Genomic DNA, 12,821 nt, shown 5'->3' with positions numbered 1-12,821 from the left:
GTACTGCGCCAACACGTAATCCCCGCCTGCCACCAGGTGCGGCAGGCGCGGAGAGGGCGCCACCCCGGTATCGATGACGGCGACGACGACCCCGCCACCGCCGGCAGAACCTCCGCCGCCGCCGGGGCCGCCCGGGCCACCTTCGGCGTGGGGCCCCAGCGGCAGTGTCGCCCAGGCGCCGCAGCGTCCCCATCCACAGCTGCCGCCCCCGACTGGTGGCCCCGATGGCCTGGTCGGAATCGCCCCGGACTCAGTGATTTTGGCGATCCGACAGAGCTCGCAGAACTTCGGGCTGAAAGATCCCCGCATCGATCAGGACCAAGAACAGGTCCGCAGAACCGGCGACATCAACACGCTGGCGCGTGCGATCGTGCATGCCGCCAACCTCGGCGCACGAGTCATCAACATCTCGCTGGTGTCCTGCATCCCGGTAACCAAGCCCACCGACCAGGCAATCCTAGGCGCGGCACTGCGCTATGCAGCGGTCGACCGCGACGCGGTGATCGTCGCGGCCGCTGGCAACGCGGGCACCCAGGGATGCAGTCAGAATCCGCCACCACCGACCGGCGCATCCGGCTGGGATGAAGTGGTGACCATCGCCTCACCGGCCTGGTTCGACGACTACGTGTTGGCGGTGTCGGCCACCGACAACTTCGGCACACCGCTAATGGGCCAAGCTGCGTCGCTGCACGGGCCGTGGGTAGACCTCGCGGCGCCGGGGTCTGACATCGTGGGCTTGTCGACCTCAGGAAACGTCATCAACGCCTCGATCGACGAGGACAAGTTCAAACCCATCATCGGTTCCTCGTTCTCGGCGGCCTATGTCTCTGGAGTGGCAGCACTGGTGCGGGCCAAGTTCCCGCAGCTGCCCGCGGCCGAAGTCATTCACCGACTCACGGCCACCGCGCACGCACCTGCGGGCGGGCGCGACAACGTGATCGGCTACGGCGTGGTCGACCCGCTCGCTGCACTGACCTGGGACGTGCCGCCAGCTCCGGCCAAAGCACCGACACCCACCGAAGCGCCCTTGCACGTTCCGCCACCCCCACCGCCGCCGGATCCGCGACCGGCACGCATGCTGGCTGCCCAGATTGGGGCTGGCGTGGTGCTGGTTGGCGCGGTGCTGTGGGGGACAACTGTCTGGCGAAGGAAGCATCAACGATGAAGGAACGCACCTGGAGCGCGCGCGCCGATCTGCGCGCGGCATTGCCCACCGAAATTCTCGCCGTTGTCGGCACGGCCATCGCCATCGCCTTCGACGGGCCATGGTGGGCCGGTGCAGCCGGCGGCGCGGTCCTCGGCGCACTGCTGCTGATGGTGAAGGTGTCGCGGCTGACACCCTGGCAGTGGCTCACACGATCCATCGGACGGCTCCGCCATAAGGAACACCGTGTGGAAACCGGCGAGTACGTCGACGTCGACAGCGATGGGCAGCCCTTGGGCGTGCACGTCAATGAGCACACCCTGGTCACAATGGTCAACGTGTGGGGTCGGCCCTACATCCCCACGCTGCTGCGTCCGCAGGGTGCTGAGACCCCGAACACGTTGCCACTGAGCGTGATTGCTGAGCAGATGCAACGGTTTGGACTTGGTGTGGACGTCGACGTCATCGCTCAAGGCCGCCGCACCGCCAGTGACAACTATGGCCAGTTCTACGCCCAGCTCCTAGCCGACCGACCCGCAGCCGGACAGCGCAGCACCATGCTGATGATCCGCATGGACACCCGCGCTCCGGACACCACGGCCGGGCTGATGTGGCGCACCGATGCCGCTGGCGCCGTCGCCGCAGTCACCCGTCGCATCACACGTGCGTTGCGCCAAAGCGGTTGCCGCGCAGAACCAATGACGGCCGCCGACATGCGCCAGGCTGTTCTGGACATGCACGGCGGCAGCAAGGAAGACATCGAGAGCACCTTCCGCGAGGGCTGGAAAGACCTCACCCACCGTGGGGCCCACGTCACCAGCTACTACCTCAGCTCTGAGGACCTCACGGCGGAACGCCTCGATGACATGTGGGCAATCGCCTCAGAGCACACGCTGCTCGCGCTGCACTTGCGCCGCTCGAGCGAGGGGATCACCGTGTCGGCCACGGTGCGATTCACCACGGCGCAGCCGCTGCTCACCCCCCCAGCGGTCATCCTCAACCGCTACACAGGTCGCCAGTGGTGGGCGCTGTCTGCGCTGCTGCCCGGATCCGACCGGATCAACGGAATGCCGGCGCGAACGTTGACATCCGATCTCGACGCAGCCGTGGCCATCGGCTCGTCGGGGGTCATGCTGGGCAAAGTCGACGATGCGCTGCTACTCATGCCGCTGCGCGACCCGGCTGGGCCCACCCGCATCGTCATCGATTCCGACGACGATTTCGCTGTCCGGCAGCTCATTCGCCGCGCCTCTGCCAGCGGTGAAGTGGTCGCCGTGTATGACCCGCGCCGCCGGTGGGCCATGGCAGCCGCGTCGTCGCGGATCTGGAACACCACCGATCTGCGCGCTCAGCCGCCGCGACCCCCAACGGTGGTGGTGCACAACGGGTCAGCCAATCCCTACCCCGGCGCTCTCGTCAGCATCAGCGTCGGCGCGGGACCCCGGTCGGTTGAGCCCGACGTACGAATCACTCAGCGCAACGGACGAATCCGCATCGAAACCGAGCGCTTCACCGCTCGCCTGGACGCGGTGACCTTCCGCAACGAGCAGACCTTCCTGAACTGAGGAGGAGAGGTCGTGCATGCACGACCTCATCAGCGGACAGGTGCGGGGCGAAGGGCGCGGCCCGGTTCAGCAATGAACGCCTTTCCGTGGACCGCCACGACATGAGTCCACTGTGCGCCATCCCACCAACGGTGCGCGAAAGCCGCCGAGGGGTCGGAATACCAACCCGCGACGGGCAACGCGGCCTGCTCAAGCATTCTGTCCCCACGCGCCCCCTCCAGAGTCTCTGCCGCCACCTCTCGCCGCTCGTCCTTTGCAGGTGGGCGCTGCAACTCGATGTCAACATCGCGGAGAATGCTCAGATCCAGCGTCCAATCGATACGCGAGCGGCGCTGCCAGATCCTAAACGCCTGCTGGACATGGAGTTCGGCGGCATCACGCGACCATCCGTTGACGGCTACTAGCTGCATCAGGGCACGGCTGCGGAAGCCGCGCACTTCGGCCAGGCCAAAGTGGGTCGCTTCGTGACACCAGGTGCACAAGCACACCAAGCGCATCAGTCGCTGAGTCGTTGACGCCTCGTCATAGAGCCATCGCTCGTGGGCTTCAAGGTGGACACCGGCGCTAGGGTCCCTTCCCTCGCCACATATCTCACACCTCTGTCCAGCGCGCCGATAGATCACCTTCCGCAGCCGGTCCCAGTCGCTAGCGACAACGCAACTGCGGACATTGGTAAACCAGCACGACTCTGGGATGAGATCGACAAACAGTCCGGCCCCGAATGAGCGGTCCTCGCCGGGCAGAAGCTCAGGAAGTGGTTCACGGCCTGCCCAGCGCTGCAGCTGGGACATGTTGGGGCGGGGGGCGTACCAAGAGCGCCGGGATGCATCCCAGCGTGCTCCGGCGGCTTTCGCGGCCTCCTTTTCGGAGAACGGTACCTCCAACCACAGCCGGGATTCTGTGCCCGAATCCGTCATGCCTCGATTACAGCTCACCGGGGCGACAAGCGCTGGCGCTGCAACTAACCAAGCAGCGCGGAAGGGATGGCTATGGCCGCGGCTAGCACGGCAGCCAGGTACCAGATGGTGCCGGCGCCAGCGACGGTGGCGGGGAGGGCAAGCCGGGTCCAGTTGACCGGCGCCGGCCTTCGGCGCGGGACGGGCAGGGCGTCTGATGAGCGGTTCCCCGTAGTCGGGGCGGGATCGAGCAGCGTCGGCATCGACACGGGCGCCGGGCCGAGTATCAGGGTGTCGTCAACGTCGCGTTGGGCGGGCGTCAGCGGCCACCAGTCGCTGGAGCCGTCGATGGCCAACCATCCTTCGAGGACTCCGTAGGTGGCGGCGGCGGCAAAGGTGGCGGGGATCTGGGCGAGCAGCCACGGGATGAGCAGCGTGCTGGCCAGCGAGGGGTTGGGGTCATACAGCAGCGGCAAGGGTGCGCCGCTGATGATGGCGGCCCAGAGCAGCGCCGCAATGGGGTACGCCTGCAGACGCTCGGGGATCAGTCCAATGATCAGCCTGTACAGCATCTGGCCGGCCGGCCAGCCGATCGGTGCGGCCGCGGCGAGGACGGCGACGACACCGGTTTCGAGGGCACCGGTCGTGGTGGAGGACGTGCGGAAGATCAGCGGCGGAGTCACCTGATCGTCGTGCGGGTCGGGTCGGGCACCCACTTTGGCGCGGCTCCGGGCACGGATGCGCTTGCCGAGCAGCTCGGCGCGGCGCTTCTGGAACATCCAGATGCCGGCGCGCGCGGCGATCCAGGCACGGCGCTCCTCGTCAAATACCTCAGCGGGCATGGCCGGACCCAAGCAGATCCTCCACCAGCTGCTCGGCGGTGTGCAGCTGGGTCCGGATGCTTTCCAGGACTGTGACCACGTGCTCATGCGCAGGGCATGCCGCGTCACTCGGCGCCGGAATGCGCGAAGTGGGGGCACCGCCGCTCATCACAGTCTCGGCCGAGCCCGGCGCCCATCCGAGCGCGCGGTCGATGCGCTCCAGGGTGGATCGAGACAACCCCCGGTCCCCGGTGAGGGCTTTGTTCATCGTCGAGGGTGACGGCCCGCCGCGGGCGAACATCTGCGCGCGGCTGATGCCGAGTGCGCGTCGCCGCTCGGTGACGAAGTGGTGCAGCCGCTCGATGCCCTGTTCTGGTGCCTCCATGCGCTAACAGAATCATATTTCGCCCTTAGTCGTCCATGAGTGTGGACACATTTGCCCCTTAATGGATACGGTGCGGTCACAGAGTTGAGCATAAGCCGATTCGAGGGAGGCTTGACGTGAAGATCGTGCTGATGGTGGCGGCGGGGGTGGCGGTCGGTCTGACCGTTGTCGTGGCCGTACTGGTCCAGATACTTGTCCAGCTAGCCCCGGTCCTGGCGGTAGTGGCGCTCGCCGCCTTGGTGCTGCATGTGCTCCGCCGGCGTGGGCGCGGCCGAGTCGCTCCCGCCGCGCAGTGGGCGCCATACCCCGCGGTTCCCCCGCAGCCCGCTCCTACCGCTGCGGCGCTACCGCTCGCTGAGATGAATCCCGCAGAGGAGCTGCATCTGCGGTGGGGGCCGCCCGAGACGGAGGAGGACCTCGACGTCGCTCCGGCCATGACTCACGCAGCGGGGACGCACGTGCGGCGTCCTCGCGCAGGAAACCGCCCGTCTGGCGCAGTCCGGGGCCGGCGGCCATGACGCGCGGTATCGACAACGACGAGTGGCTGAAGAACATCGGGGCGGTCACGGTTCACGATGACGATGACCGCGATGGCACCTTCGGCGCCGACAACGGTTCTCGATCGGCGCCCCCCTCGGGCGACGAGGAACCGCAGCCCGACACAGCCGACGACTCCGCGTCCGAACGACAGTCCCCAGACTTCGATGACGACGGCGACGGCGAGGAATCACCGCTGGGCTATGCCGAGGATGACTACGACTACGACGGTGACGGGCCCGTACTGCTCGGCGCACCCTTCGATGTCGGCGGGTCATTCGACGTCGGCGGTGCGGTGGTGGATCTAGACAGCACATCCTCTGACGCCGCCGCCATTCCCTCCAATGATTCGTCGCCGCGCCGATACACCCCGTGGGTAGTCGCCGCGCTCGGCGCTGCGGCCGTCCTGGGCACAATCATCACCCTCGTCGTCACCATGGCCAACTCGCCGAGCGCGGAACCATCCAAGCCAGCCTCCGCCCCGGTCGCGCCCCGTGTGGTCGAGGTGGCGCCACCCAGCCCTCCCCCGAACACCGATGGGCCGCTTCCCTTTACGGCGTCCTCGGACTGCCCACCGGGATCGACCTCAGCGCAGTCGGTAGCCGACCCCAGCTCCACGACTCCGTGGGTCTGTGTGCGGTCGGTTGACGGTCAAGTCCTGGAGATCGACCTGGGACGAACCTTCGTCATCACCGCGGTGTCCATCGTGCCGGGCGCAGTCAACAAAACCGAGGTCAGCCCGGATCAGCCGGACCCGTGGCTGCAGCACCGCGTGGTCACCCGTGTGCAGTGGCAGTTCAACGACACCGACCGCACGGTGAAGAACCAGAACACCGGCAATGTCCGTGGCGAAGCCGTGGAATCCATCCGCCCCGGCGTGCTGGCCTCGAAGATCACGCTGATCATCCAAGAAACCAGCCGCCCGCCCGCGATCGCACCAACTAACTCGCCGGCCGCACCGCCACCGAGCGCCGGCCCGTCAATCCTGGGCGACATTCTCGGCGGCAACCAGGGTGCCGCGCCGACACCAGTCCCCGTGTTCCCCGGCGGGTCGACGCCGCGGGATCCGGCTGACGGCACCTTCGCCGTGTCGAGCATCAAAATCATTGGACACAAGGCGGTTTGACAATGCAACTGACCAACACCTGGCGGCGACGACTCACCACGACCGGCCAAGGCAGCGCCAAGGTGATCGTGACGATTCTCGTGGTCTGCTCGGTCATCAGCGGAGTGTCCACGCTGTGGCGGTGGGTGTTCCCGCAAGACGAGACCCCGGTGGCAGTGACCGCGCGCTCGGTGGGCAACGAGACCGCCCTGGTGGAGAGTTACGCAATCGACTGCGTGACAGTGCTTCTGACAGCCAGCAGCAGTCGGGCCGGTGAGGTGGCGCGCTGCTTTCCCAACAGCACCGATATGTCGCTGCCCACCACCTCCCCGCTGATCGTTTCGGCGCAGGCTGCATCTGCGACCTTCCTCGGCCAAACGACGCCTGGCGTCGCGACCTACGGCGTCATCGTGTCCGTGACCGAGCAGTCCTATACCAACGCCCCTCCGGTGCGCAGCTACTACCAGCTCCCGGTCAGTGTCTACAACGGTGCTGCTCCCCGGGCTATGGCCAAACCGGCACGCCGCGACCCGCCACCACCCGGGGTCGACGTGTCGCTGGACTACCCGGTGACCATCACCAACGATGCCGTTCTGGCGGCGGTGATCAGCGGCTTTGTCACGTGCTACCTCACCGACGCCAACGGGATCGAACGATTCGTCACCGTGGACTCGGGGCTGGGTCCGCTGCGCGCCTACTCCACCGCCGCGGTGACCTCAATCCGCGCGCAAAACCCGGTCCCGGAGGCCCCGGCCGAAGGCGGCGAGCTGCGGGTCTGGGTGACGGTCAGCGCGCGAGCAGCCGACTACACCTCCACGCCACTGGAGTATCCGCTCACCCTGCGCGCCACCGGCGGCGCCTGGTCGGTCGCGGCCATTGACGTGGTTCCGGCGATCGACCCTGATGCCCCGCCCACCCCCGTCGCCGTGGGCACACGGTGAACATCCCTTCGTAGCTGCGGCACCCCGCCGCCAGCTCGGTCCATCCACCATCACACTGAAAGGGAACACCAATGGATATCGCCTCGAACACAACGGTTCTGGCAGCACAGGGGATCGTGGGCATGTCCCAAGAGATCTTCTCGATCGTCGTCGTCGTCGGCGGTCTGGCCGCCATGGCGCTGGGCATCGCGGTCGGCCTGCGCAACGGCTTCAAGCAGGGAATCGGATCGGCCATCGGCGCCGTGGTCGGCGGCATCATCTTGTCGCTGATCATCGCCAACGTCGCCGGCTTCCAACAGTCAGGCAACCAAGAGCTGGAACAGCGCGGCATCGTCTCCGTCTACGGGCGATGACGCAACGAATGTCTGAGCTGGCCGCGTCGCTGCTTGGCTTCCTCATCATCGCCGCGCTCATCTACGCCACCACCGGGCTGATAGACGACGCGAACAACCAACCCATCCTCATCAGCCACCACGAAGAGAGCTGACCATGCCCAACAACGAGGTACCCACTGGGGAGCCGGCGAAGGTCTTCACCGGCATCCGCGATGTCCCGATCTACGCCGGGGAGTCCTCGACCGGGAACCGCCTGCCTGGCGGCCCGTACCGCAGTGCCGAACTCATTGCGATCGGCATGATCATGTTGCCCGCGCTGTGGTGGTTCCGCACTCACGAAGGCGCCGGGTTCAGCGTCCTGGGCATCGCTGCCGTGGCAGCTGTCGTCGTGACGGTGATCCTGCGGATGGTCCTGCCCAAGCGGCGACCGTCGCTGGCCGCGCGCGCCAGCTTCGCCCTGGCGTCGATTCTGCCCAAGAACGGATGCGCAGCGCGCCCGGCGACCAGGAGCGGTCATGGCACGCAACGCTGATCCGCGCGTCGATCATCTCTTCGATCCGCCGCTGGCCGTGATCGGCAACCTGCGCTTCACCCGCGGCGGGGTGTATGCCGACTACCTCATCGACGGGCTGCCGCTTGTCCTGCGACCGCTGCGCACCCACGAACGGGGCAGCCGGTTCTACCGCAATTTGGCCCGCGCACTGCCCTCGGGGTGGTCACTGTCCGGACTGTTGGACACCACCGATCCAAACCGACTGATGCGCAACATCGTTGGCAACCACAGCCACCGACCAGGCTGGGTAGAGCACTGCCGACTGTGGGAGCCCACCTTCAACCCCGCCGCCGCACCCGCGGGCGCACCGGTGTTCCTGGAAGAGCGACGTCGCGGCTGGCTGACCTTCCCCGTCGATAGCGGCAAAGGCGGTCGCACCGCAGCCGGAGCTGCCACGAAGGCCAAGGACTGGGTAGTCGGTCGCGACGTCGATTCGGACACCTCGGTCGCCGCCTATGCACGCCTGGCCGCCGAGGTGGTCGCCTCGCTGCCTCAACAGTTCAGCGTCCGACCGGCAAGTCCACTGCAGATTCTGTGGCAGCACCGACACAACGTCTTTCGCGGGACCCTGCGCGATCCGATGCCGCCGGCCTCGGCCGGCCCAGACCGGCTCACCGCCGCTGACTTCCTACGCCCTGGCGTCGACGAGGGCGCCAACGCTGTGCGCTCCTCCTGGTGGCCGACGATGCGCCCCATCGTGCGCCTCTATGACGCCGACCACCCGGACGGTCCGTGGAGCTATCAGGCCCTGCTGCCAGTCACGCACTTCCCCGACACCGGCCTACGGTTCACCAAGGCGGCGTACCTGTATGCCCTCGATAACGTCGACACCGAAGCCGCCATCGACTGGATGCAGCACGTCACCGTGCGCAGCCCCGACCGCGCGGAAGCGCTCAACGCGCGCGCGGCCAAGAACATCAAAGACCAGATGCGCCAACGGGGCCGGATGATCGAAGAGGACGACGAACTCGACATCAAGCTGGCCAACACGCGCGAGTACAACGCGCAGATCAAGGCCAATCCCAGCGAGCGGGAGCTGGACGTAGCCACCCTGATCGCCGTGGGCGCTCCGACCTTGGAGATGTGCGAGGACGCGGTGAAACAGGTCCGCCACGAACTCGACCAGGCCGAGATTGCGGTCAGTCGGTGGCGCGGCGCGCAGTCCAAGCTGTGGTCGGCTTTCAATCCGGGCAGTGAGAAGCACGCACACCTTGACGAGTTCCGCGATCCGACCTCGGCGCACCTGTGGGGCCGGTTCACACCGCTGATCTCGACGCGGGTGGGCGACTCCCGCGGGACACCGCTGGCCGAGAATCAGAACACCCTGCGGCGTAGCCTGATCCTGCACGATCCTGAGGGCTGTGCCCGCCGCCACAAGAACACCGGCCTGATCGTCATCGGAGACCCTGGAGCGGGGAAGTCCAACCGCGCCAAGCTTTCTGGGATTGAGGTAGTCCTGCGCGGCGGCAAGGTCGACGTGTTCGACCCGGGCACCCACGGGGAATGGGGGCAGGCGTTCCGCAACGTCACCCACACGACAATTATCGATCTGGGCGATTCCCGGTTCAGCCTCGACCCGCTGCGTATGTTCGCCTTCCAGGAGGCCGGCGACGTCGCCGGCAACCACATCCTCCCGATGATCGGCGTTCCCGCCGACAGCGACATGGAGAATCGGTTTACGCTGCTGGTAAGCCCACAGATGCGTGAAGCCAACGGCATTCACTCCATGCGCTCACTCATCGGCTACCTGCGAGCTCAGCCCGACGCCAACAACGACATGCTGCTCGCGCGCCTGGAGGCCTGGTCCACCCAGCAAGCCGCCCGGGCCATCTTCGACGAGACGTTGCCGCCGTACTCACCGTCAGAGTCACTGGCCACGATCTGGCTGACCAACCGACTCGGCTTGCCCGATGCCGACGACATTCTCAACCCGCATCTGTACGACAAGCTGCCCAAGAGTGCTCGCGCGGGGATGGCGATTTATGGCCTGATCATCGACACCGTGCAGCGTCACCAGTTTCTGCACCGTGAGCAGTTCTCCACGATGATTTTCGAGGAGGCTGCCGAGCTGATGGCCTATCCCGCGGGCGCACGCACCGCCCACCGCATCACCCGCCAGGGCCGCAAGCATGCGACCGGTATCTGGTTGATTTCCCAGGACTACCGGGATTTCGCCCGGATGGGGGATAAGTTCATCACCCAAAAATGGCTGTTCGCGATCCGCAACGAGGAATTGGCGACCAAGACGCTGGAGTGGGCAGGGGTCGATCCCGAGCTGTACCCCGACGTGGTGCAGTCCTACTACGAGGACACCAGCCCGGCCGAGTCGGCCGACGACGAGGACAGCGACGACGAAGCATTCGGCAAAGTTCACCCCTCACGAATGGGGGAGGGGTTCATCGTTGATGAGCGCGGCCGGCGGGCCCGCTGCCGCTTCCTGGGTGCTCCCACCACGCAGATGGCCGCCGACGTCGACAGCACCCCGCCTCAAGAGGTTTTCGCATGACCTCCGGCGCGCTGACCCTGTGGTTGGCTGACCACCCGCGCGCACGACGCACCCTCGTGACGATGACGCTGACCTACACGCTGTCGTTCGTTGCCCTGCTGTGCGCGCCGAATGCTGTCGCCGCGGGCGGCTCCGCAGCGCTGGGCTGGACAGGACTGCGCGACAACGACGGTGTGCCGATCGCGTTCTACTTCCTGTCGATGGTGTCGGCGCGGGAGGCCGCGACCAACAACGGTCAAGACATCTCGATGATCGATCCGAGCACCTGGATGCCGTGGATGGCCGCGGCCATGGAACGCGCGGTCGACAACGCGACGGCGGCATGGTGGCTGGGCATGATCGCCGGGACGTTCATCTTCATCATGGCCGCTGCGCTGTGGTTTCTGCGCTTCGCGCTCTCCACCGGCTGGCTGGTCGCCATCGCAACCTTCGGCCTGCCGCTCTACAACGCGGTCGCCTCGCTGGTCAGCTCAATGATGCTGGCCCCCATCGCGATTACGGTCTGCGTCACCGTGGCGGGCTACCACATCCTGCGTGGCCACCCCGGCCGGGGTTGGGCCATGCTGGGCACCGCCCTTGTCCTGACGGTATTGCTGGCCACGGTGTTCTCCGACCCCATTGGCGACCTGTACAGCGAGCACGGTCTGCTGGCGCTGGGGCGTGGCACCGGGCTGGAGATCGCCCAGGCCGCCACCGGGGCACCGTTCGCCTCGGGCACCTCGCTGGACGCCAAGCTGGATGCCCTGATGGCCGACGTCGTGACGGCGGGCGTGCGCCATCCGCTGCAGGTCCTCAACTTCGGCATGGTCGTCGATGACGTCGGCGGATGCCGGCAGGCATGGAACTCGGCCATCACCAGCGCGGGCGGCGTTGATGGTCCCGGCCCGGCGCACGCCATGGCCAACTGCGGCGCCCCGCAGGCTCTGGCCTATGCCCAGCGCCTCGGGGGCTCGGACGCCACCATTGGTCTCCTGCTGGTCCTGGTCGCGATCGTGGTGGCCTTCTTTTACTTCTACGTCGGCCTGTCGGCGATGCTGGTCGGCATCAAGTCGCTGTACTTCGGCATCCTGGTCGGGCCGTCCTTCCTCATCGGCATGCTGGGTTTCGGACGGGCTCTGGCGTTCGCCAAGCACTGCGGCACAGAGCTTTTCATGCATGTCATCCAACTGATGGTGTTCGAGGTCTACCTCGCCGTTTCCGCAATCGGCATTACCTGGGTGCTGACCACGGACGCCTTCGGCGCATCCACGGCGACAGCGATTCCTCGGGTGCTCATCATGGCCGTGGCCGCCGGCGTTCTCTGGCTGGGTTTCCGGTTCGTCGACCGCTCCTTCCACGCCGACAGCATGGGCACCATCGGCCGTCAGGTCACCGGCGCGTGGCATGCCGGCACCGGCGCCGTCCGCAACGAAGCGGGCTCGTACCGCGACAAGGCGCAGTCCGCGAGTGCGCGTCTGGGACGGGGCGGCGGTAACGACACCGCAGGCGGCCAAGACGATGGCTCTGGCTCCTCGTCGGCACGGCGCACACCCGGCATGGAGTGGTTCAAGCCGCGCTCGTCGAGCACGGGGCGCACCGTTGTCACCGGTAGCGGAGCCGGGACCGGCAACGACGCGTCGCCGGCGAAGTCTGCTGTGAAATCGGCGGCCGCGACCGCCGCAATGAGCGCGGTGAAGGTCGCCGCCCCCGAGGTGGCCGTCCCGGTCGCGGCCGCGGCCAAGGCGGCCGGTGTCGCAAGCACCGCCGGGCACGTGCTCAAGAGCGCGAAGAACACCAGCAACTCGGCGTCCCGCGCCGCCCAGGGGGCGGGGGGTGAGGCTTCACCGGCCCCGCTGCGCCAGCCACGCCCGGACACCACTGGTGGCTCCGCGCCTTCTCGTGAACCCGCACAGGCGCCGACCCTGGCGGTTGCGTCCAGCAGAGTGGTGTACGAGTCGGACCTGATCGGCGGTACCGGCGTGTCGTAGCCGAGTGATTGAAGGTCATCGCGTGATTCTTCGAGGGACCGTCCAAAGTCACTCGAGCAAAGGAAT

The 12,821-nt window shown here is 66.9% G+C and carries 13 protein-coding genes and 1 pseudogene; 10 read left to right on the top strand and 4 right to left on the bottom strand.

Going from position 1 to position 12,821, the window contains the following annotated elements; genetic code table 11:
• Positions 1–73: 73 nt before the first annotated feature.
• A complete protein-coding gene (gene mycP / locus CEX88_RS25435) occupies positions 74–1,165 on the top strand; it encodes a type VII secretion-associated serine protease mycosin (protein ID WP_238382206.1) in 1,092 nt (363 codons plus the stop codon).
• A complete protein-coding gene (eccE, locus tag CEX88_RS25430; protein WP_094295603.1) occupies positions 1,162–2,709 on the top strand; it encodes a type VII secretion protein EccE in 1,548 nt (515 codons plus the stop codon). Before mycP ends, eccE begins: the two co-directional genes overlap by 4 nt.
• A gap of 29 nt (positions 2,710–2,738) precedes the next feature.
• On the opposite strand, the gene CEX88_RS26225 is transcribed toward eccE, so the two are convergent.
• From CEX88_RS26225 to CEX88_RS25415, 4 genes and pseudogenes are all read right to left on the bottom strand, one after another.
• Positions 2,739–3,146 carry a DUF2510 domain-containing protein gene (locus tag CEX88_RS26225; RefSeq protein ID WP_202931655.1) on the bottom strand — a complete coding sequence of 136 codons (408 nt, stop codon included), beginning with the start codon at positions 3,144–3,146 and terminating at the stop codon, positions 2,739–2,741.
• A gap of 345 nt (positions 3,147–3,491) precedes the next feature.
• Positions 3,492–3,626 (bottom strand): annotated as a pseudogene (locus tag CEX88_RS26645) (DUF5710 domain-containing protein); the annotation flags it as partial.
• 44 nt (positions 3,627–3,670) lie between these two features.
• Positions 3,671–4,447, bottom strand: coding sequence for a hypothetical protein (locus CEX88_RS25420; RefSeq protein WP_094295601.1), 777 nt, complete (start codon positions 4,445–4,447; stop codon positions 3,671–3,673).
• Positions 4,437–4,811, bottom strand: coding sequence for a helix-turn-helix domain-containing protein (locus tag CEX88_RS25415; protein WP_094295600.1), 375 nt, complete (start codon positions 4,809–4,811; stop codon positions 4,437–4,439). Before CEX88_RS25415 ends, CEX88_RS25420 begins: the two co-directional genes overlap by 11 nt.
• 116 nt (positions 4,812–4,927) lie before the next feature.
• On the opposite strand from CEX88_RS25415, the gene CEX88_RS25410 reads away from it, so the two are divergent.
• The 8 genes from CEX88_RS25410 (at position 4,928) to CEX88_RS25380 (ending at position 12,755) form a co-directional block, all read left to right on the top strand.
• Entirely contained in the window at positions 4,928–5,329 is a 402-nt protein-coding gene (locus CEX88_RS25410; RefSeq protein WP_094295599.1) for a hypothetical protein, read from the top strand.
• The gene (locus tag CEX88_RS25405) at positions 5,326–6,474 is read left to right on the top strand and encodes a hypothetical protein (protein WP_094295598.1); all 1,149 of its coding nucleotides are present in this window, start codon (positions 5,326–5,328) and stop codon (positions 6,472–6,474) included. The genes CEX88_RS25410 and CEX88_RS25405 overlap by 4 nt, the downstream gene beginning before the upstream one ends.
• Before the next feature lie 2 nt (positions 6,475–6,476).
• Positions 6,477–7,394 carry a conjugal transfer protein gene (locus CEX88_RS25400; RefSeq protein WP_094295597.1) on the top strand — a complete coding sequence of 306 codons (918 nt, stop codon included), beginning with the start codon at positions 6,477–6,479 and terminating at the stop codon, positions 7,392–7,394.
• Positions 7,395–7,465: 71 nt separating this feature from the next.
• Positions 7,466–7,747, top strand: coding sequence for a hypothetical protein (locus tag CEX88_RS25395; protein WP_094295596.1), 282 nt, complete (start codon positions 7,466–7,468; stop codon positions 7,745–7,747).
• A gap of 8 nt (positions 7,748–7,755) precedes the next feature.
• On the top strand, positions 7,756–7,881 hold the full coding sequence (locus CEX88_RS26560; RefSeq protein ID WP_274381146.1) for a hypothetical protein: 126 nt from the start codon (positions 7,756–7,758) through the stop codon (positions 7,879–7,881).
• Between the two features lie 2 nt (positions 7,882–7,883).
• Entirely contained in the window at positions 7,884–8,261 is a 378-nt protein-coding gene (locus CEX88_RS25390) for a hypothetical protein (protein WP_094295595.1), read from the top strand.
• Positions 8,245–10,788, top strand: coding sequence for an ATP-binding protein (locus tag CEX88_RS25385; RefSeq protein ID WP_094295594.1), 2,544 nt, complete (start codon positions 8,245–8,247; stop codon positions 10,786–10,788). Before CEX88_RS25390 ends, CEX88_RS25385 begins: the two co-directional genes overlap by 17 nt.
• Complete coding sequence (locus CEX88_RS25380; protein ID WP_099459220.1) at positions 10,785–12,755, top strand: hypothetical protein; 1,971 nt, start codon at positions 10,785–10,787, stop codon at positions 12,753–12,755. The genes CEX88_RS25385 and CEX88_RS25380 overlap by 4 nt, the downstream gene beginning before the upstream one ends.
• Positions 12,756–12,821: the final 66 nt, after the last annotated feature.

The organism is Mycobacterium neumannii (assembly GCF_002245615.1).
GTDB classification, from domain to species: Bacteria; Actinomycetota; Actinomycetes; order Mycobacteriales; family Mycobacteriaceae; genus Mycobacterium; species Mycobacterium neumannii_A.
The sequence above is the reverse complement of the archived record's forward strand: the minus strand, read 5'-3'. Positions and strand labels throughout refer to the sequence as shown.

What these genes read in the sequence shown, in the direction of transcription:
- CEX88_RS25395 (WP_094295596.1), top strand. Translation starts at nt 7,466, where the DNA reads ATGGATATCGCCTCGAACACAACGGTTCTGGCAGCACAGGGGATCGTG.
- mycP (WP_238382206.1), top strand. Translation starts at nt 74, where the DNA reads ATGACGGCGACGACGACCCCGCCACCGCCGGCAGAACCTCCGCCGCCG.
- CEX88_RS25390 (WP_094295595.1), top strand. Translation starts at nt 7,884, where the DNA reads ATGCCCAACAACGAGGTACCCACTGGGGAGCCGGCGAAGGTCTTCACC.
- CEX88_RS25420 (WP_094295601.1), bottom strand. Translation starts at nt 4,447, where the DNA reads ATGCCCGCTGAGGTATTTGACGAGGAGCGCCGTGCCTGGATCGCCGCG.
- eccE (WP_094295603.1), top strand. Translation starts at nt 1,162, where the DNA reads ATGAAGGAACGCACCTGGAGCGCGCGCGCCGATCTGCGCGCGGCATTG.
- CEX88_RS25380 (WP_099459220.1), top strand. Translation starts at nt 10,785, where the DNA reads ATGACCTCCGGCGCGCTGACCCTGTGGTTGGCTGACCACCCGCGCGCA.
- CEX88_RS25405 (WP_094295598.1), top strand. Translation starts at nt 5,326, where the DNA reads ATGACGCGCGGTATCGACAACGACGAGTGGCTGAAGAACATCGGGGCG.
- CEX88_RS25415 (WP_094295600.1), bottom strand. Translation starts at nt 4,811, where the DNA reads ATGGAGGCACCAGAACAGGGCATCGAGCGGCTGCACCACTTCGTCACC.
- CEX88_RS25385 (WP_094295594.1), top strand. Translation starts at nt 8,245, where the DNA reads ATGGCACGCAACGCTGATCCGCGCGTCGATCATCTCTTCGATCCGCCG.
- CEX88_RS26560 (WP_274381146.1), top strand. Translation starts at nt 7,756, where the DNA reads ATGTCTGAGCTGGCCGCGTCGCTGCTTGGCTTCCTCATCATCGCCGCG.
- CEX88_RS25400 (WP_094295597.1), top strand. Translation starts at nt 6,477, where the DNA reads ATGCAACTGACCAACACCTGGCGGCGACGACTCACCACGACCGGCCAA.